The following is a 19,367-nucleotide window of genomic DNA, read 5'->3' as shown; positions in this document are numbered from 1 at the left end:
CCACATCGAATCCCGACACAGATCGCACCCGGTTCGGTTCGCGAGCAGGGACACGGTTCGATTCGGCGTGACGCTCCCAACTCGATCGACGCGAGCAACGGACCGGAGGCGACCACTGCCAGATCGTTTCGCCACCCTGTTTTAGGCCAGCCAAAATAAATTTGCTGTTTTAGAAAAACTCTTTGCCGCCACGTTCATACGTTGCATATGGCACTCGCGGAAAACCTCGTCGTCGTATTCGTCGCGGGCTTTATCACCGCGTTAGCGACGGGAATCGGCGCGTTGCCGTTCTTCTTCGTCGACGACTTCAGCGACCGCTGGAACGTGGGGCTGTGGGGGGTCGCGTCGGGAATCATGGTGACGGTCTCCGTGTTCGGTCTCGTCGACGAGGGACTCGCGTACGCTTCGGGCGGGTTTCCGACGCTGATGGTCGGCGGCCTGCTCGCGGGCGTCGCGCTGGTTGAACTCTCCGACAGGGTCCTCGACGGGGTCGACCTCCACGGAAACGGGGAACACGAGCACGACCGTGAACGAGCCCACAACGACGAACACGGACACGATCTCGAGGCGACGGACTCGAGCGAGGTCCGGGCGAACGGCGCCGGTCACGGCGGTGCGCCGATCGAGGCGACGGCGTTCGCCGAGAGAGACCTAAAGAAACTCGTCCTCATCCTCGGCATTCTAACGGTCCACAGCTTCCCCGAGGGCGTGGCGGTCGGCGTCTCGTTCGCCGAACTTGGACTCGAGGGCGGCGTCTCGATACTCGGATTTTCGATCCCGCTGCTCGCGGTGTTCATGACGATCGCCATCTCGATCCACAACGTTCCGGAGGGAACCGCCATCGCCATTCCGATGCGGACGATGGGACTGTCCAACTGGCGGATGGTCGGCGCGGCGGTCTTCTCGAGCCTTCCCCAGCCGATCGGCGCGGTCATCGCGTTCGTGTTCGTCTCGTGGGCCGAGGCGTTCCTGCCGTTCGGTTTCGGATTCGCCGCCGGTGCGATGGTCTATCTGGTCGCGACGGAGTTCATTCCCGAGGCGCTCGAGACCGGCGCGGACCTCCCGAACAGGGGTCGTCGAGAGTTGCTCATCGGGTTCGGTGCGGGTGTCGTGGCGATGGCACCAGTCACGCTCGTGTGACGTCCTCGCCTACCTAACTGGCGGGGCTTCCGACAAGACGTACGAGAACGGCATTCGCTCGGCGACTCAGCGCTTCTCGTCGGATCCGAGACCGGAACGCGCTCGCTCGAGTGGTTCGAGGCAGCCACGTCGAGCGTCGTCGACGATATCCGGCCGATACGCACGGTCTTAGGTGCGTAGCGGCGATGGGCTTCTGTTGTCCGGAGGCGCCCGTCGTCCGCACGGCGATATATTCGACGATTTGCTGGGTCAGCAAATCGTCACTGCCGTTTTGCCGTCGTCTGAGTTCGGGTAGAGTACGGTTACTTTCACGAGCCATGACTGACTATCGACTCGCGTTCAAACCCGCAATCGGACTCTACGGCCAGCACGATCCGAGCGCTGTCCTCTTCGAAGACGGCACGCCAGTCTTCGGCGTCGAGGAAGAGCGATACACGCGGGAGAAACACGCGACGAACTCCTTTCCGGAGCGCGCGATTCGAGCCTGTCTCGACCACCGCGATCTGACGCTCCCGAACGTCGATCGAATCCTCCTCCCGTACGAGCCGCGGCTCCGGGGCAAAATCGCCCCGCACTACGTCACCGACGCGATCCGAGCACCCGGCGGCGCACGGAAACTCTCCGCGCTCGAGGAGACGCTCGTCACGCAGGCTCGGAGTCGGTTCGTCCCGACCCGACAGATCGAGAACCGCCTCGAGTCCATCAGCGCGCCGGTGCCGCCGATCGAGACGATCCCTCACCACCGCTGTCACGCCGCGAGCGCGTTCCACCCGTCGGGATTCGACGAGGGCGTCGTCCTCACGATCGACGCGAAAGGCGAGTACGACTCGACGGTCGTCTGGCACGCCGACGAGGACGGTCTGACGCGGGCCCGCACCTACGAGCATCCGAACAGCCTCGGCCTCTCGTTCGCGATCGTCACGGAGTACCTCGGCTACCGCATGTTCAACGGCGAAGGGAAGGTGATGGGGCTGGCTCCCTACGGCGAAGACAACCCGGAGATCGAGGGTGTTCTACGGGACCTGATCGACACCGGCGCCGATTACGACGTCACCGCGCTGACGAAACGGTGGGGGACCGGCCACGGCGTCGGGGTGCTCGAGGACGCGTTCGACCGTCCGCGTAACGAGACGCCCGGCGAGTTCGATCAGTGGGAGAAAGACCTCGCACACACCGCCCAGAAACTGCTCGAGGAGACGGTCGTAGCTATCGCGGAGACGGCCATCGAACAGATGGGGACGGACAACGTCGCGATCGCTGGCGGCGTCGCACTGAACTGCAAGCTGAACAAGCGCGTGCGCGAGTCGCCGCTGGTCGACGACGTCTTCGTCCAGCCGGTCGCCCACGACGCGGGCCTCGCGCTCGGCGCGGGCTGGTCCCAGCAGCCGCCGTCGGCCGTCGACCGCCAGACCGACGTCTACCTCGGACCCGAGTACGACACAGCGGCGATCCGATCGATACTCGAGACGAACAAGCTCGCGTACGCGGAGCCGGACGACGTAGAGCGGTACGTCGCCGAACGGCTCGCGGACGGCGATCTCGTCGGCTGGTTCCAGGGACGGATGGAACTGGGGCCGCGGGCGCTGGGTGCCAGAAGCATTCTCGCCGATCCCCGCACCGCCGCGTCTCGCGATCGAGTGAATCGGTTCGTCAAACACCGCGAGGAGTGGCGCCCGTTCGCGCCATCGATGCTCGAGTCGGCCGCCGCGGAGTACCTGATCGGCGGCGGCCCGTCGCCGTTCATGATCGACGCTTACGACGTCCGGCCCGAGAAGACAGACGACCTCGAGGCAGTCCTGCATCCGGCCGACGACTCGACGCGCCCGCAGACCGTCCGCGAGGACCAGCACCAGCGCTATCACCGGCTCATCTCCGAGTTCGCCGACATCACCGGCGTGCCGGTCGTGCTGAACACCTCGTTCAACGATCACGCCGAACCGATCGTCCGGACGCCGACGCAGGCCATCAAGGATTTCTACGGGATGGGGCTCGACGTGCTCGTCCTCGAGGACTTCGTGATCGAAAAGAGAACGTCGAAAACGGATTGGGACTCGGAGCTCTCGTTCGAGGAGAGCGACGGATCAACTCCGATCCCGGAACAGTAGCGAAACCGCTCCTCGAGGTCGGTTAGCGCAGATTCAGTGTGCTGCGTGCGTTTCGAGCAGGTCGACGATCGTGTCGGCACTCTGGAAGCCGTCGTCGAGGCGAGCGACCTCCTCGCCGTCTTTCAGGACGACGAGCGTCGGGACGCGCTGGACGCCGAATTCGGCGGTAAGGGCCGGAACGAGGCCAGCGTTCACCGTCGCCACGGCACCCGGCGCGCTGCGTGCGACTGCGCCGAGTACCGGCTCCATCGACGCGCAGATTCCGCATCCGGACGTGACGAACTCGAGCAGGACGAGGTCGTGTTCCTCGAGCAGGTCCTCGTAGTCGGCTACGTCGTTCAATTGGACGGGTTTTTGCGCCGGCCGGCCGTCGTCGGTGGGCTCCGAAGCTGTCGGTTCAGTCATTACCGATGTTAGGGGCCGGACGTATTTTAGTGTTATGTGTGTATTGTACAATACTACTGCGTCGATCGACGAACGTCGGTCGGTCGACGATAGCGTTCTGCCGATCGCGAGGTCTGCGGAACATATCGCTTCTATCTGTGACGGTCAGATTTCGCGATACGACCCCGAGAGTACGCTCGAGTGTGTCCGCTTCGCCGCTCAACCGCAGCAGGAGCGCGGGGCAGACGCCGTCGGGTCACGACGTGTAGAAGAAGGTCATCAGAACAGTCCGATCGTTCTTGAACTGGTCGGTCGAGACTGTCTCGCCGTTCAGCGGGTTGGGTAGTTCGACTGCCGGAAATTCGTCGCCGTAACTCGGATGGGACGCCTCGCTCAAATCCCGTTCCGGCGGCTCGAGGACCGCCCCGTCGATGCGCTCCCGCTCACTACCGTCGCTGTTGTTCGCACCCTCGTCACCGCTCGAGAGAGTATCCAGACAGCCCGCAGCGACACCGATACTCGAGGCGGCGATCGATCGGAGAAACAGACGCCGGTTCGTGGGTCGATATTTCGGTGGCGATCGTAAACCCTGTACGGCGATTCCTCGAGTCGGAAAAAGTACCAGCGGAGGGAAAAACGGGACGGCGGTGCGCTCGAGGGGCCGCGGAATCACTTCGTCAATGAAATGAGGACGAGCACCATCCCGCTCGAGACGATGACCGCCTGCACGAGGGCGGCGGACGCGATGGTCGTCCCGAACATCTGGTAGATGAGTCCCTCACAGATCGCGCCGGCGCCGATGAAGACGAACCCGCTGGAGACGTACAGCATCGGCTTCTGTCCGCTCCGGCGATAGCCGTGATACGCGAGATACGCGATCGCGAGGCTCAGGACCAGCGTGATCAGTTTGGCGATCAGGAACGACGCCTCCATCAGTCCTCACCTCGGAGACCGCTCCAGAGCGACGTGAAGTTGTCCGCGAGCTCGTCGCGGGTCTCGACCGTCAGCGAGAGCTGGCCGTCGGTGATGTCGACGTGGAGTTCCTCGAGCGCCGTCTGAAACTCGCTCCGATGGGAGCCGTCCGAGTCGACGGTTCTGCGTTCCTCGATGAGGTCGTGTTCCTGGAGCGTCGACACACGGCGGTAGACCGTCGTGAGCGAGGCGTCACACTCCTCGCTGAGCGTTTTCGCGGTCTTCGGTCCGTCTCGATCAGCGGCGAGGAGGATCTTCCGTGTGTATTCGTCCGCGAGGATCTGAAAGATTTCCGCCGAGTCCGAGGAGCCACCGTGTTGCACACGATAACCCCCGTCGTTCAGCGGCAAATAGGCCACGATTCGCCGACCCAGCAAATCACCGTCACTGTCTTGTCTCCTTCTCAGGGAGCCATACTACTAGCGCTTGTCATTCGGTTCGTCTCTCGGCGGTACCCAGGCGACGTCGAACCGGAACTTCCCGAGTGTGCGGACGACGTCGACAAACCTGTCTCGATCGTCCGGCTTCCGGACATACGCGTTTGCGTGATTCGCGTACGACTGTGCGATAGATTTTCGCTCGTCCACTGCAGTGAAGAGGACGACGGGAACGTCCGTCTACTCGGGGTCGGCATCGAACTTCTCGAGAAGCGTTCGCCAGTCCATCTTCGGGAGGTCGATATCGAGCAACACGAGGTTCGGACGGGAACGGTCGGGATCTGAGTTACACTGCCGAACGAACTCAAGCGCTTCGGCGCCGCTGGCAGCGGTCGAAACGGTGTTCGCGTTCGTTTCGTCCTCGAGTGCTTCGAGAAGGAGCCGAACGTCCTCACTGTTCGGATCGATGACGAGTGCCTCGACGGATCGTCGGTCAATCATTGGCTTGCAACAGTAGCTCGCTGAATATTGCGATAATGTGGATTATCTCTACAATAGTATGATCGCTTCGATGGTGACCGGCGGTGGAACCCATCACGTTGCGCAAGTCGGACACGACCGACTGTGGCGAACGTATATCAATCCCGTAAGAAGCGCCACGGAGAGCGCCCCGAGAGCGGGTCGTAACGGATCGAAGTACGTCATGAGCGCGGACGAACTGAACAGTGCGAGCAGGATGACATTACAGATCGGACAGCCGACCGCTAGGAACCCACCGACGAGACCGCCGAGTACCCAGCGATCCTCGCTCCGTGAGTCGCCGGTTCCGCTCCTGTCGGTGTCCATGCAATCGGATTCGACTACCTCTGTCGCCAACCGCTGTGCGGTGTAGACGCCCGCCAGCAGCGCGGTCAGCACCAGAAACAGGTAGTCGATGGGCGTCCGCGGGACCATTCGAACGTAAAGCGGGTTTGGGACGAGCCCGGTGACAAGTCCGAACAGCAGGAACACGCCGATTCCGGCGGCCGTTCCCCATGCCATTGCTCGCCGGTCCGATCGGATCGATCGGAGGAAGTCCTGTACCGTCATTTCGCTCTCTCCGTCGCGATCGCACACCGTTCGGGATGGCCCGCCCGTCCGAGGAAGAACAGTAACAACAGGAGACCGCCGAAACGGAGCAACGCGCCGTCGTACGGCAGTGCCGAGAGAGCCCCGGCGAACCCGAGAAAACCGAGGAGGCCGGCACCGCAGCTCGCACAACCCGACGCGAGGAGCCCGGGCACGACGCCGGAGAGGTCGGTGAGACTCGAGAGACCGACGATCTGCAGTTGGGCGACGGCGTTGACGACCGCAATGCCCGAGAGCAGGGCGTAGAGGACGATGACCGTAAGTCCCGTCCAGCCGTCGGTGCGGTACACCGTCTCCGTGAGCGAGACGACGACGTACTCGAACCAGTGGAGGCCATCGCCGAGCATCTGGAGCGAGAACCCCGGCATCGTACTCAGGATCAGGAGGATGTAGGTGGCAAACGCAACGACGACGAGTCCAATCGTCCCTCGCCACGTCTCGAATGGGTACGAGACCGCTTCGGAGAGGTTCATCAGGTGCCCATTGACCGAATCGCTCGTGAACATCTATCTGCACTGATGCAGGACTGACTGAAATTTTCGGCTCCGATTTGCTGGGTCAGCAAATCACCGGTTCCGTTTACGCTATCGGAGAGAACGTAACGATGAGTAACCTATCGACAATGGATCACGAACGTGACGCAAACGATGGTTCGTCTCGGCGGCGAATGCTCACTGCACTCGGTGCCGTATCGACTACTCTCGCTGGCTGTATGGACGTGCTATCAGACGGCGAATCCGAAGCGAACGGCAATGGAGTCGGCAAGAGGGAGATGGCTTCCGGCCCCCCGCACTGGCCCGCTATCGAGGCGGGGCAGGGACTCTTTGACTTCGAGGATCTCGACGAGTGGTCCCCCCGGACTGGCGAACTCTCGGCCGCTCCCGACGAGGCGCGACTCGGATCGCAAGCGGCGGTCATCGAGAGCGATGAGGCGACGGCCGGTCTAGAGATTCGGTTCGATGACGGAATCGATTTCGAGGGCTGGGACGCCTCACTGGCGGTCAAACCGGAATCCGCCGATCGAATCATCGTTGAGTTCCTCGCACCGACGCGGAGCGAGCGACTCACCAGTATTCGAATCGTCCCGGACGGGTACGACGGCTGGTTCCGAATGGACTGTGGCTACCAGCAGAAGCCGGGGGAAGATCCGGACCTATCGAACGTCACCGGTCTCAATATTACCGCGGACGGGCCGGACGACGGACCGACTAAGTTGCTGGTCGACGATCTCCGCCGAACCGAGTCGGCCGCCAACGGCGCGGTGATTCTCGCCTTCTACGGCGGGCACGAGTCCCATTACGACGTCGCGGCCGAGATGCTCGCGGAGCGCGACTGGGCGGCGGCGGTTCCGGTCTCCCCCGAGCAGATCGGCGAGGCGGGACGGATGGGACTCGACGAACTCCGCGACCTCCGCGACCGCGGGTGGGACGTCTGTTCGCTCCCGGAGGTATCGACCCCTCTTCCGGAACAGCCCGCCGACCGCCAGCGGCAGGTCCTCGCGAGCGCTCGAGACGCGCTCGCGAGCGAGGGCTTCGAGGACGGAGCACGCCACCTGTTCGTTCCGGACGGACGCATGGACGCGGAGACCTACGGTGTCGCCCGTGACGTCCACGAATCGGCGTTCCTGTACAGTTCCGGGACGACCGGCGTGCCGCCGACCGAGATGCACATGATTCCGTACATCTGGGGGCCCGCGCTCCACACCGGCGTTCGCCGCCACGCCAACCTCTCCGATCAGTACGGCCTGCTGACCGTCGTGCGCGTTCCGCGGATCGTCGACGAGGACGACGTGGGCGTCGACGAGAACCGGATGTCGCTGGACGACTTCGGACTGCTCCTCGATCACCTCGAGCACCGCGGTCTCGACGTCGTCACGCCCTCCGATCTCGTCGACGGGGATTTCGAGCGTGCCGACGGCGAGAACGAGACGACGAGCCCGAAGCGTCCGAGCGGCGTCGTCCTCGAGGCGGGCCAGTCCCACGCGTTCGAGGGATCCGGATCGACCGACTCGCAGACGGTCGGCCTCGACGACGGCGTCCTCGTCGCGAACGTCTCTCACGACGGGTCGGCGATTGCCGTCGACGTGACCGGCGTCGACGGAAGCGGCCGCAGCGAGAACCTGCTGACGACGGCGGAGAACGCCACCGGCGAGTCGATCATGGCCGTCGAGGGAGGGTCGTACGGACTCGAGGTCGACGCCGACGGCGCGTGGTCGATCGAACTCTCCCAGCCGGCGGTCCGGGCCGACGACCTCGCTGACCTCCCCGTACAGGCGTCCGGGACGGGATCGGCGTTCGTCGGGCCGCTGTGGACCGAGGGCGACGTCAGGGTCGTCGCGACCCACGACGGCGACGGGCAGTTCATCGTCGACGGCCACGGCGCCGACGGCAGTCGCGAGATACTCGTCCACCGGACCGGGCCGTTCGACAACTCGCGGTCGTACAAGGCGGGCGGGGTCGTCTGGCTCGACGTCGAGGCCGACGGCGACTGGACGCTCGAGGTCGTCGACTCGTAGCGACGCCGTTCGGCGTCGTTTTGCTGACCCAGCAAATCCACGGACCGGTTTTGGCCCGGCGGTGTGAACGTGATAACGAGTTCGATCAATGGGACTCGATCAGCCATCCCGTCGCGCCTTCCTCGCCGGCTCGGTCGTGACAGTCGGTGCCGGCGGCGCCTACTATCTCTCGCGATCCGACGACGCGGCTCACGACCTCTCCCCGTCGTTTCACTCGAGCGATGAGACGTCCGCGTTCGGCGTCGACCTCGCCGGAAAGCCGATCATGGGATCGCCCGAGGCGCCGATCGAGATCTACTACTGGACGGACTTCCAGTGCCCGTTCTGCGAGCGGTTCGAACGCGAAACGCTCCCCGAGCTGGTCCGGAACTACGTCGGCCCCGGCGACGTTCGCATCGTATTGATCGCGTTGCCGTATTTCGGCGCGGACTCGATGACCGCCGCGGTGGCGAGCAAGTGCGTCTGGGAGCAGGTCCGCAACGACGACTCGTCCGCCTACTGGGACTGGCACGCTGCGGTATTCGACCAACAGGGCGAGAAGAATTCGGGCTGGGCGTCGACCGAGAACCTCCTCGAGTACACCCGTTCGGTCGACGCCGTCGACGCGGACGCCCTCGAGTCGTGTCTCGAGGACCGACGATCGGAACTCGAGGACGCGGTCGAGTCCGATGCGGATCGGGCGACCGAACTCGGCGTGTCGGGCACGCCGACGTTCGTCGTCTTCGATCCGGAGTCCGAGGCCGCCGGATCGCTCGTCGGCGCACAGCCGCTGGAACGTTTCGAGGAGGCGATCGAACGGATCGAGGACGCGTGAGGGACACTGCTCCGGGCCGGCGACTTGCAGCGGCATGCGCGACCTTGATTGAATCGCGTAACGGAGATAATATTGTAATGTCATTGCAAGACCTTGCACACGCGGACGAGGAAATGCACGAGTGCATCGACAACTGTCTCGAGGCCGCACAGGCCTGCGAGTGGTGTGCGGACGCCTGCGCCGACCACGGCGAGGAGATGGCCGAGTGCATTCGGCTCTGCCGCGACGTGGCGGATCTGGCGACGCTGCACGCGCGACTGATGGCTCGCGACTCGGACTATCACGGCGACCTGGCGGCGGTCTGTGCCGACGCGTGCGAGGCGTGCGCCGAGGAGTGCGAGCAGTTCGATCACGAGCACTGTCAGGTGTGTGCGGACGTCCTGCCGGAGTGCGCGGAGTCGTGCCGCAACATGGCCAACTAGAGCGAACCGACCCAGCGGTTCCGGTTTCAGGCGGGTCTTATTTCGTGCGGTCCGGATCACGCTTGCAGCAGATAGCAGTGCACGATTTTCCCTCAATCGCAACCATTCGGTATGGCCAGTGACGGAGAGACGTGGTTCGGGTTACACGAGCGAGTGAAACCGCTCGTTCGAGCGGGTATCGTCCTCGGGATCGGTCTAGGCGGCTTCTTCGACGGGATCGTCCTCCACTAGATCCTGCAGCGGCACCACATGCTGTCAGCCCGGACGGATCCGACCGTTCTCAGCGATCTGCGGCTGAACGTGGTCGCCGACGGCCTCTTCCACGTCGGCACCTACCTCTTCACGATCGCGGGGATCGTCCTCCTGGTTCGTGCGTGGCGACGGTCGGACGTTCCGCCCTCGGGACGAGCGCTCCTCGGGTCGACGATCCTCGGCTGGGGCGTCTTCAACCTCCTCGAGGGACTCGTGAACCACCAGCTTCTCGGAATCCACCACGTCTGGCCGGCGGGGCCGGGGAGCGTCCTCCTCTGGGACGTCGCCTTCCTCCTTTCGGGCGCGCTTTTCATCGTCGGCGGCTACGCCGTGATCCGGCTCGACGGACGGTCGGTCGCCGGCGCTCGAGACGAGCGCGCGACGGACGATCGGCCGACGTGATCGCGATTGCCGTCCGGTGACCGCGCTCCGGAACCCACCGTCGGGCCCGCTCAGTCGTACTCGAACACGCGAGCCATCCCCCGCTCGAGGTGGTAGACGTTGTGACAGTGGAACAGCCAGTCGCCGGGGTTGTCCGCGCGGAAGTCGAACGTCACCTGATCGCCGTGAGGCGCGACGAGGACGGTGTCCTTGACCGCGTCGCCGACCTGAAAGAAGTGGCCGTGGAGGTGCATCGGGTGGATCGCCGGACTGCGGTTCACCATCCGCACGCGGACGTGGTCGCCCTCGCTGATCTCGAACGGGTCGGCGTCCGGGTACACCTCGCCGTCGATGGTCCACGCGTCAGCGTCGGCGCCGCCCATCATCCCGCCCGACAGGGTGAGGTCGAACGTCCGGTCCGGCTCCCCGTCGAGTTCCAGCGGCTCGAGCGTCGCGAGGTCGCCGTACTCGAGTTCTCGACCGTCGAACCCCGGCCGTTCGGCGGAGCCATCGTCGGCAGTTTCGTAGCGCAGTCTCGCCTCCGCAGGGTCCTCGTCGCCGACGACGGGTTCGGCGACGACGGCCCACTCGCCGGGTGAGTCGGCCTCGAGGATCGCGTCGTAGCGCTCGCCCATGCTCATCACGAACGAGTCCACTTCGACGGGTTCGACCGGTCGGCCGTCGGCGTGCGTGACGGTCAACGAGTGGCCGCCGACGCCGACGCGATAGGTCGTGGTGCTACTCGGATTGATGAACCGCAGCCGAACGCGCTCGCCCTCTTCGACCTCGAACACCGGCGGTTCCGACGGGAGGCGGCCGTTGACGAGAAGTCCCTCGTACGGCGGTCGCTGACTCATCATCTGACTACCCGGGCCCATACCGTCGCCGTCTCCGCCAGGTCCGCCATCAGGTCCCATTCCATTGCCGTCTCCGCCAGGTCCGCCACCGGGACCCATGCCGTCGCCGCCGGGACCACGACCGTTGCCTGGGCCACCACCACCACCTTCACCGCCGGGGCCCATCCCGTCACCGCCGGGACCCATGCCGTCGCCATCTCCCTCCGGTCCGCCGCCAGGCCCCATTCCGTCACCGCCGCCCGGCGGGGCTCCGATCGAGTCCAGCGCCGGCTCCTCCGCGAGGTAATCGTCGAACTGTAGCGTGTACTCGCGGTCGTACTCGACGTGCGGTGACTCCTCCTCGACGATCAACGGCCCGTAGAGTCCCCTGTCGAGTTGCAGCCCGACGTGGCTGTGATAGACGTACGTGCCCGCCGGTGACGCCTCGTACTCGTACTCGAACGTCCCGTCGGACGAGACGGGGTCCTGCGTGACGTCGGGAACGCCGTCCATCGGGTTCGGAACGGGAACGCCGTGCCAGTGAATCGTCGTCCCCTCGGGCAATTGGTTCTCGAGCGAAACGCGGAGCGTCTCTCCCTCGCTCACGCGGAGTTCCGGTCCGGGAAGCTGCTCCTCGTATACCCACGTCTCGGTGCTCTCGTCCGCTCCGACGTCGACTTCCCCGCTCGAGGCGACCAGCGTTTCTTCGAGTCCGCCGCCGTTGTCTCCAGCCTCGTCGTCCTCGTTCTCCTGTGCGGTCCGCTCGAGTGCGGCCGATCCAATCCCGCTCGTGAGTCCCGCGGTCCCGAACAGCGTCACGCCGCCGATACGCAACGCCTGCCGTCGTGGAACGGTTCGATCGTTGTCGTCCATCACAGAACCGTCCACGACCGCGATGAAAAATGAGGGGCATGCCACCACATATCGGTCTCGGTCTGCGTCTGCGAAACGTGACCTCGGAACCGTCCGGGAGCCACTCCCGCACGGATCGCTTGCGTTCTCACCCGAGCGTCGCGATCAGCAGGAAGGTCTCCGGTCGGACGGCCTCGTGTTCGATGACGAATCCGGCGTCGCGGAGGGCATTCGTCGCCTCTTCGGCGCTGTATCGCTCGTCGACCGGCGGACCATCCTCGCCGGAGCCGGTCGACGCCCAGTCGACGACGACGAGTCGGCCGTCGGGCGCGAGGACTCGTCGAATCTCCGCGAGCGCGTCGTCGCTCGCGAACTCGTGGTAGGTCATCGTCGAGAACGCGGCGTCGAGCGCGTCGTCGTCGAACGGGAGGTCGCTCACGTCGCTGGTCGCGAGGGCGACGTTCTCCGGGACGCCTTTCTCTCGGTAGTATTCGTGCATCGCCTCCTGGACGTCGACCGCGTGGACCTTACCGGCGTGGGGTGCGACGTCGTCGGTGAAGAAGCCGGTGCCGCTGCCGAGGTCGGCGACGGTGTCGTCCGGCGACAGCGAGAGCGCCCACAGCAGTTCCTCGGCCGAGAGGAATCGGTATCGCCGTCCGGCCCGTTCCAGCTTGTCCGCCCGCTCTGCGTCGAACGTGTGGTAGCCCACGGTTACAGTTCCTCGAATGCGTTATCGACGAGTTCGCCGGTCTCCGCGACGATGTCCGCCATCTCGTCGTCGTCAGGTGCCATCCCGACGAGTCGCGCGATTCGCATGATCGAGACGTGGTAGACGCGCTGTCGACCGGGCTCTTCCTCCCAGACGACGACGTTACACGGGAACAGCGCACCGAGTTTCCCGTCAGTGGCATCGAGCGCTCGGTCGGCCACCGCCGGGTTACACGCACCGAGCACGTAATAGGGGTCGCGGTCGGCGTCAACCTTCTCGTTGAGCAACTCCGAGGGGGAGAACTCGACGGGAACGCCGAACCCCGCGTCGGTGAACACCTCGCGGACGCGTTCGATCGCCTCCTCGTGGTCCATCTCGAGGGTCGTCTGTTTCGCACCGATATCGTCCGGCTCGATCTGGGCAGGGTCGATAGGCAATGTCATCGTGTACAGTATTGGGGTCACAACGAAAATCACTTCCGAATCTCGTCCCGGTCCGGCTGTCGAGACCGGCCGCTCGTCGGTCGCTGCGGGGTACCGGTGTTCACCGGCGAGCGCCGTTACTCGTCGGGAGTTCGCTCAGCTCCGGGCGGTCTGTAGAGACGCCAGAGACGCCGTCGATGGGAGAGGATCGAAATCGCGACGAGAAACAGGACCGTCGCGATTTCGTTTCCCACCGTCCCGCTACCAAGACCACCGAGGAACTGCTGACGCCGCCCGCGAGCAGCGGGCGAACATCGGTCCGACGCAGGCGGGACACGCGGCGAGCCCGATGACGCCCCGATGGCTGACCGCGCGAGTTCGAGGAGCGCATCGTATACGAGATCGGCCAGCGCGATCAATCTTGGTTCGATGACGGTCATCCGAGACGTCTGGGATGGCGACGACTAGACGGAACCAGGCGTCGAGACGTACAGCGAGGGCGTCGCGGCGACGCTGTCGAGCATCCTGTCCCACCGGTACACGCATCTGGCCGACAGCGATCCGAACCCCGCTGACGCACTGGCGACGGCGGGCGCCGATATCGCGGTCTTCGGACCGGGATAGTAGATCGGGAAATCGCGTTGGCACCGACTGAGAGGCTGTTCGAGTCCGACTGCCAACGAAATCCACAGCAAACGTTCGACGGAAACACGCAGCCGGGCGGTGCTGATTCGACTGACATCGCTCCCGATGTCGTGCGACGACCTCATATCAACGACATGTCGTCGTCGATGGCGGCCTCCCGAAAGACGATCATACAGGTGTTCGATGTCGCTCCGGCGGCTGCTGCCGCCAGCTATTTAAATGTCGTTGCACAAGATCAGATAGTGTCTGAAATGGCGGGACGAGATATAACGGTCTGCATCGACGCCTATCCGGGTGCGGAGACTGACGTCTTCCGCATCGGAGCCGCAGACGATATCCTCCGACTGCTCGCGGATGCCCACGAGACCGAGTTTACGATCCCTGACCTCGTCGACGCGACGGGCGTCACTCGATCGACGGTTTGGCGGGCGGTCGACCTCCTCGAGAGTATCGGTGCCGTTCGGATTCGAGAAACTCCGCAACGAAACTACGTCTCGATCGACCCGGATCGACTCCGAAAAGACGATCCGATACTCGCGATCGAGCAATCGGAGTTCCACGAACCGATTCGAGCCTTCGTAACCCGCATCCGAGAAGCAGTTCGCGAGACTGACGCCATCGAAGACGTTCTCGGCATCATCGTGTTCGGAAGCGTCGCTCGAGGCGAAGCGGATCGACAGAGCGACATTGATCTGTTCGTCGTCGTCGACGGCGATCGGACGAGTGCGCGACGCGTCGTGTCAGATATTGTCGCCGATCTCAGCGAACGACGATTCGACGGCGATCGATTCGATTTCGAACCGTACGTCGAATCCGCGGAGAGTGCGCGGCGGGCGGGTCCAAAGCTCCGTGAAATCTTCACAGAGGGCGTGACGGTGGATGGCAGTGAACGACTCCACTCCATCCGCAAGGCGGTGATCACCGATGAGTAGCACGCGAATCGAACAGCTCATCGGCAACGCACAGGCGGCGTTCGACCGGCGACCGGCGGACGTCGAACCCGGACTCGACGTGGAAGACGCGGCGCTCCTCCAGTTGCGGAAGGCCTGTCGGTTGCTCGCCGGCGCCGAAGCCCTGCACGACGCTGCGTACTATACGCTTGTCATCGAAGCCTCGTTCGTTGCGATCGAACGGACAGTCGAGTTCCGACTCCTCGAGCGCGGCACGATGGAACCGGATGATCTCCCCGGAACACATCCGGGCGTGTACCGAGAGGCGGCTGCAGTCGGCATTTTTTCGGAACCCGCAGCCGAGGATCTCGCCGATCTCTGGCGCAACCATCGAGCGAAAACGTACTATCAGGACGGACTCGCCTCAGCGGAACGGGCCCAAGCGATGTATACACTCGCCAGCGAAATCCACGCCTTCGTCATCGGTCGCTCTTCTCAGGGTCACGAGTGTCGCTGTCCCGAGCCCAATTCGTAGCGCGCGCACTCGTCCGTTTCAGATCTCCCACTATCGGTGCGAATCGACGGATAAGAAGCAGGGCTGAAACGGATTCAACCCGGGCTGTTCTCACGGATGACGAGCGCGGTTGCCATCGCTCGTTGGCGAATAGATCGGTCATGGTGGCCAGCACCAGCATTTCATAGCATGTTCAAGATTATTATCATTTTCTGGCTTCGTTGGAGAGCACATGCAACCGAGTACGGCGATGACGCCGACCGAACTCCGGGCGGCTATTCCGCTCTCCAGGAGGCGACGTCATCGTCCGGACGGATCTCGAGCATCCGACCGGCGTCCTCCCGTGGCAGTGTCTCGAGTGGGAGTCGTCGACGTTCGCGTCGTCGAGACCGACGCCGGCCGAATCGATCTCGAGCGATTCGGCGAGACCATCGCCGATGCCAAACTCGCCTGTTTCAGCGCAGGCACGCGGACCCACGGAACGCGACTGCCGGTCGCGGAATCGAGCGCCTCGCCGCCGACGGTATCGTCGTCCGATCGCTGCCGTCGCTGAACGCCGTTCGGGCGTCCATCTACGCGGTCAATACCACCGGCGACGTCGACCGAGCGAACTCGCTCTTGCGCGGAACCGAATGTCGTTACTCGCCGTCCGAAAACAGTCCGTCGAGTCGGTGCGGACACGACTCGATGCGGTTCGCGTCCGAATTATACTCTATCACGCCGTGATCGGAGAGTTTCGGGAGGTGAACGTGGTGGAGCGAGCGGGCCACGCTCGTCACGGTCGATTCGTCTACCTCGTTCACACCGTCTTCCCGTGCCGCGATCCCGACTGCCAACTCGGCGAGGTCGATAGGATCGTTTCGCCCCGCGAGCACGTCGAGCGTCATTCTACGTCGCTCGTCCGCGAGTAATCGATGGCACTCGCTCGCGGTCAGTTCGCCCGCATCGGATGCGGCGCGTACAGAGTTGATCATCTTGAACGTCCTCCGGTCGACCGGCGAGGTCACCATACGTCACACTCAGCAGACGGTCGGTCGTAAGACCACGGTAAAACCACATAGGTGAAATCCGCGCGCCGACTCGATAAGTCCGACGCGGTTCGCGTCGACTCCGGACTTCGATCCCGGTCAGCGCGAAATCGCCCCCGAGTTGCCTCCACCGGCGGAGGGTTAATGCGCCCGCGTCGCTAATCCCCCGTAATGACGTCTCGATCGCTGACGGAGGCCCTTCGGGAGACGCTCGCGCTCTTCGACGAGGCCGGGATCCCGCGGACGACGACCGAACTGGCGGACGATCTCGAACTCGGTCGACGGAGCACGTACGAGCGACTGGAGCGACTCGTCGAACGCGGCGAACTCGAGACCAAGCGCGTCGGGGCGAGCGCCCGGGTGTGGTGGCGGCCCCCGTCGGCGAGAACCGATCGACCGCTCGGTTCCGGAGACTGGCCGGTCGAAGCCGAGTCCCTGCTCGCCGCCGCTCTCGACAGGACCGACATCGGCGTGTTCGTCCTCGACGAGTCGTTCAACGTCGCGTGGCTCAACGAGACGGCCGAGCGATACTTCGATCTCGACCGCGAGCGCGTCCTCGGGCGGAACAAACGCCGACTCGTCGAGACCGACATCGCGTCCGCGGTCGACGACGCGACCGCGTTCGTCGACACCGTTCTGGCGACCTACGACGACAACACGTACGCCGAACGATTCGAGTGTCGCGTGACGGCGGAGGAGGAGCGCGAACCGCGCTGGCTCGAGCACCGCAGCGAGCCGATCGAGACCGGGGCGTACGCGGGCGGACGGATCGAACTCTACCACGACGTCACCGATCGGAAGCAGCGCGCGTCGCGCGAACGGGAACTCGAACAGTACGAGCGGCTCGTCGAGACCGTCCCCGACGGCGTCTACGCGGTCGACGAGGACGCCCGGTTCGTCGCGGTCAACGACGGCTTCTGTGAACTGACGGGATACGACCGGGACGAACTCCTCGGGGCGCACGCGACGACCGTCCACGACGCCGAGATCACGACGCGGGCCGAGTCGCTGGCCGAGGAAATCGCGACGGGCGAACGAGGTTCCGCGACCATCGAGCTCGATCTACAGACCGACGGCGGAGCGACCGTTCCGTGTGAGAGCAGGCTGGCCCCGTTCCCGCTGGGCGAAACCGACGGCCGCTGCGGCGTGGTTCGCGACGTCTCCGATCGCATCGAACGGGAACGGACGCTTAGACGACGGATCCGGCAACAGGAAGTCGTTGCGGACCTCGGTCAGCGGGCGCTCGAGAGCCGGGACCTGGACGAACTGCTGGCCGACGCGGCCGACCTGCTCACCACGACGCTCGAGACGGACTACTCCAAGGCGCTCGTTCTCGATCGGACCGCCGACGAACTCCGGTTGCGACAGGGTTCCGGCTGGGATCCGAACGTCGTCGGAACGACGACCGTCTCGGCCATCGAAGACGAGTCACAGGCCGCCTATACGCTGGCGTCTGGGGATCCGGTCCTGGTAGACGACCTCGACTCGGAGTCGCGCTTCAGCGGGCCCGACCTGTTGACCGACCACGACGTCACGAGCGGTATCAGCGTCATTATCGGTTCCAGTGAGGATCCCTGGGGGGTCCTCGGAGTCCACGACACCGATCACCGGGCGTTCTCGGAACACGACGTCGCCTTCGTTCAGTCGGTCGCGAACGTACTCGCGACCGCCATCGACCGGAACGATCGCGAGCGGGAACTGAAGCGCCAGCACGAACAACTCGCCGCGCTCGACTCCCTCAACGGCGTCGTCCGCGACATCATCGATGAGGCCATCGACCGGTCGACGCGCGAGGAGATCGAGCGGAGCGTCTGCGAGCACCTCGCCGCGACGGACTCGTATCTGTTCGCGTGGATCGGCGACGTCGACGCCGCCGATCAGACGGTGAACGTTCGAACCGAGGCCGGCGGCGTGGCGGAGTACCTCGAGGGGATCGCCATCTCCGTCGATCCGGACGACGAGCGAAGCGGCGGAGCGACGGGCAGGGCCGTTCGGAAACGCGAGATCCAGACCACGCAGGATATCCGTGACGACTCCAGATACGAACCCTGGCGGGGCCACCTCGAGGAGTACGAGATCCGGTCGTCGGCCGCGATCCCGATCGTCCACGAAGAGACCATCTACGGCGTGTTGAGCGTCTACGCCGATCGGCCGAACGCGTTCGATGGTCGAGAGCGCGCCGTGCTCGGCCAACTGGGGGATGTGATCGGTCACGCCATCGCTTCGACAGAGCGCAAGCGTGCCCTGATGAGCGACGACGTCGTCGAACTCGACTTCCGAATTAGAGATCTGTTGGACGAACTCGACCTCGACGTTCCGTCGGCCGGACGGATCACGCTCGACCACACGGTCCCGATCGAGGACGACGAGTTCCTCGTTTACGGGAGCGCGACTCCGGACGCGATCGACGGCCTGGAGGCGATCGTCGAAACGCTTCCCCACTGGAAAGCCGTCACGTATCGAGGCGGCGACGCAGCGACGCGGTTCGAACTCCGACTCTCCGAGCCGCCGGTGCTGTCGACGGTCGCTTCGCTCGGCGGGTCGGTCGAGAGCGCCGTCATCGAAGGCGGCGATTATCGCATGACGATCCACGTGGCGTCGGGTGCGAAAGTCCGACAGGTTGTCAACGTCGTGCAGGACGCCTACCCCACGGCGGAACTACTGAAACACCGTCAGCTCGAACGACGGCAGGACACGACCGACCGCGCTCGCCACGCGCTGACGGCGGTCCTCACCGATCGCCAGCGATCGGCCCTCGAGGCGGCATACCACGCGGGCTACTACGAGTGGCCGCGCGACGCGTCCGGCGAGGAGGTCGCCGAATCGCTGGAAATCGCACCGCCGACGTTCAATCAGCACCTTCGGAAGGCGCAGCGAAAGGTGTTCGACTCGCTGTTGTCGAGGTCCGGACAGAACCGATCGACGGAATAGCCGTCGGACCCGTGGAACCCGTGTCGCCGCTTCGTCGACGTCGTCGTGAC

18 protein-coding genes and 4 pseudogenes are annotated in these 19,367 nt (G+C 64.5%); 11 read left to right on the top strand and 11 right to left on the bottom strand.

Features of this window, described 5'->3' with window-relative positions; translation table 11 throughout:
• Window positions 1-207 precede the first annotated feature (207 nt).
• A complete protein-coding gene (locus tag HTUR_RS21005) occupies window positions 208-1,140 on the top strand; it encodes a ZIP family metal transporter (protein ID WP_012945353.1) in 933 nt (310 codons plus the stop codon).
• A gap of 317 nt (window positions 1,141-1,457) precedes the next feature.
• On the top strand, window positions 1,458-3,245 hold the full coding sequence (locus tag HTUR_RS21000; protein WP_012945352.1) for a carbamoyltransferase family protein: 1,788 nt from the start codon (window positions 1,458-1,460) through the stop codon (window positions 3,243-3,245).
• Between the two features lie 33 nt (window positions 3,246-3,278).
• On the opposite strand, the gene HTUR_RS20995 is transcribed toward HTUR_RS21000, so the two are convergent.
• From HTUR_RS20995 to HTUR_RS20965, 7 genes and pseudogenes are all read right to left on the bottom strand, one after another.
• Entirely contained in the window at window positions 3,279-3,650 is a 372-nt protein-coding gene (locus HTUR_RS20995) for a thioredoxin family protein (RefSeq protein WP_012945351.1), read from the bottom strand.
• A 238-nt stretch (window positions 3,651-3,888) separates the two neighbouring features.
• Window positions 3,889-4,230, bottom strand: a pseudogene (locus HTUR_RS28135) (hypothetical protein); the annotation flags it as partial.
• A gap of 68 nt (window positions 4,231-4,298) precedes the next feature.
• Entirely contained in the window at window positions 4,299-4,562 is a 264-nt protein-coding gene (locus HTUR_RS20985) for a DUF7521 family protein (protein ID WP_012945349.1), read from the bottom strand.
• The gene (locus HTUR_RS20980) at window positions 4,562-4,924 is read right to left on the bottom strand and encodes a winged helix-turn-helix domain-containing protein (protein WP_049941988.1); all 363 of its coding nucleotides are present in this window, start codon (window positions 4,922-4,924) and stop codon (window positions 4,562-4,564) included. The genes HTUR_RS20985 and HTUR_RS20980 overlap by 1 nt, the downstream gene beginning before the upstream one ends.
• A gap of 294 nt (window positions 4,925-5,218) precedes the next feature.
• A complete protein-coding gene (locus HTUR_RS28130; protein ID WP_012945347.1) occupies window positions 5,219-5,479 on the bottom strand; it encodes a response regulator in 261 nt (86 codons plus the stop codon).
• A 93-nt stretch (window positions 5,480-5,572) separates the two neighbouring features.
• Entirely contained in the window at window positions 5,573-6,067 is a 495-nt protein-coding gene (locus HTUR_RS20970; protein ID WP_049941987.1) for a hypothetical protein, read from the bottom strand.
• On the bottom strand, window positions 6,064-6,612 hold the full coding sequence (locus HTUR_RS20965) for a hypothetical protein (protein ID WP_012945345.1): 549 nt from the start codon (window positions 6,610-6,612) through the stop codon (window positions 6,064-6,066). The genes HTUR_RS20970 and HTUR_RS20965 overlap by 4 nt, the downstream gene beginning before the upstream one ends.
• 116 nt (window positions 6,613-6,728) lie before the next feature.
• Here HTUR_RS20965 and HTUR_RS20960 point away from each other — a divergent pair, with 116 nt between their 5' ends.
• From HTUR_RS20960 to HTUR_RS20945, 4 genes and pseudogenes are all read left to right on the top strand, one after another.
• A complete protein-coding gene (locus HTUR_RS20960; RefSeq protein ID WP_049941986.1) occupies window positions 6,729-8,621 on the top strand; it encodes a polysaccharide deacetylase family protein in 1,893 nt (630 codons plus the stop codon).
• Window positions 8,622-8,709: 88 nt separating this feature from the next.
• Window positions 8,710-9,435 carry a DsbA family protein gene (locus HTUR_RS20955; RefSeq protein WP_012945343.1) on the top strand — a complete coding sequence of 242 codons (726 nt, stop codon included), beginning with the start codon at window positions 8,710-8,712 and terminating at the stop codon, window positions 9,433-9,435.
• Between the two features lie 77 nt (window positions 9,436-9,512).
• Window positions 9,513-9,857 carry a four-helix bundle copper-binding protein gene (locus HTUR_RS20950; protein WP_012945342.1) on the top strand — a complete coding sequence of 115 codons (345 nt, stop codon included), beginning with the start codon at window positions 9,513-9,515 and terminating at the stop codon, window positions 9,855-9,857.
• A gap of 111 nt (window positions 9,858-9,968) precedes the next feature.
• Window positions 9,969-10,511: pseudogene (locus tag HTUR_RS20945) on the top strand (DUF2243 domain-containing protein).
• Between the two features lie 50 nt (window positions 10,512-10,561).
• On the opposite strand, the gene HTUR_RS20940 reads toward HTUR_RS20945, so the two are convergent.
• The 3 genes from HTUR_RS20940 to HTUR_RS20930 all read right to left on the bottom strand — a co-directional run bounded on the left by HTUR_RS20940 (window position 10,562) and on the right by HTUR_RS20930 (window position 13,330).
• A complete protein-coding gene (locus tag HTUR_RS20940; protein WP_012945341.1) occupies window positions 10,562-12,199 on the bottom strand; it encodes a multicopper oxidase family protein in 1,638 nt (545 codons plus the stop codon).
• 127 nt (window positions 12,200-12,326) lie between these two features.
• Entirely contained in the window at window positions 12,327-12,887 is a 561-nt protein-coding gene (locus HTUR_RS20935) for a class I SAM-dependent methyltransferase (RefSeq protein WP_012945340.1), read from the bottom strand.
• A 2-nt stretch (window positions 12,888-12,889) separates the two neighbouring features.
• Window positions 12,890-13,330 carry a DUF302 domain-containing protein gene (locus HTUR_RS20930; RefSeq protein WP_012945339.1) on the bottom strand — a complete coding sequence of 147 codons (441 nt, stop codon included), beginning with the start codon at window positions 13,328-13,330 and terminating at the stop codon, window positions 12,890-12,892.
• A 393-nt stretch (window positions 13,331-13,723) separates the two neighbouring features.
• Between HTUR_RS20930 and HTUR_RS28125 the strand changes: the two are divergent.
• The 4 genes and pseudogenes from HTUR_RS28125 to HTUR_RS20910 form a co-directional block, all read left to right on the top strand.
• Window positions 13,724-13,933: pseudogene (locus HTUR_RS28125) on the top strand (ribonuclease HI family protein); the annotation flags it as partial.
• Window positions 13,934-14,205: 272 nt separating this feature from the next.
• Window positions 14,206-14,886 (top strand): nucleotidyltransferase domain-containing protein, encoded by a 681-nt coding sequence (locus tag HTUR_RS20920; protein ID WP_049941984.1) that lies wholly within the window; start codon window positions 14,206-14,208, stop codon window positions 14,884-14,886.
• The gene (locus HTUR_RS20915) at window positions 14,879-15,379 is read left to right on the top strand and encodes a hypothetical protein (protein ID WP_012945337.1); all 501 of its coding nucleotides are present in this window, start codon (window positions 14,879-14,881) and stop codon (window positions 15,377-15,379) included. Before HTUR_RS20920 ends, HTUR_RS20915 begins: the two co-directional genes overlap by 8 nt.
• Window positions 15,380-15,651: 272 nt before the next feature.
• Window positions 15,652-15,860 (top strand): annotated as a pseudogene (locus tag HTUR_RS20910) (aminotransferase class V-fold PLP-dependent enzyme); the annotation flags it as partial.
• A 136-nt stretch (window positions 15,861-15,996) separates the two neighbouring features.
• Here the strand turns inward: HTUR_RS20910 and HTUR_RS20905 are convergent.
• Window positions 15,997-16,332 carry a DUF7344 domain-containing protein gene (locus HTUR_RS20905; RefSeq protein WP_226377523.1) on the bottom strand — a complete coding sequence of 112 codons (336 nt, stop codon included), beginning with the start codon at window positions 16,330-16,332 and terminating at the stop codon, window positions 15,997-15,999.
• 225 nt (window positions 16,333-16,557) lie between these two features.
• Here HTUR_RS20905 and HTUR_RS20900 point away from each other — a divergent pair, with 225 nt between their 5' ends.
• Window positions 16,558-19,317 carry a bacterio-opsin activator domain-containing protein gene (locus HTUR_RS20900; RefSeq protein WP_012945335.1) on the top strand — a complete coding sequence of 920 codons (2,760 nt, stop codon included), beginning with the start codon at window positions 16,558-16,560 and terminating at the stop codon, window positions 19,315-19,317.
• Window positions 19,318-19,367 lie beyond the last annotated feature (50 nt).

The organism is Haloterrigena turkmenica DSM 5511 (assembly GCF_000025325.1).
Classification (GTDB): Archaea; Halobacteriota; Halobacteria; order Halobacteriales; family Natrialbaceae; genus Haloterrigena; species Haloterrigena turkmenica.
Note: the sequence above shows the minus strand (reverse complement) of the source record. Positions and strands in the feature narration are given on the sequence as shown.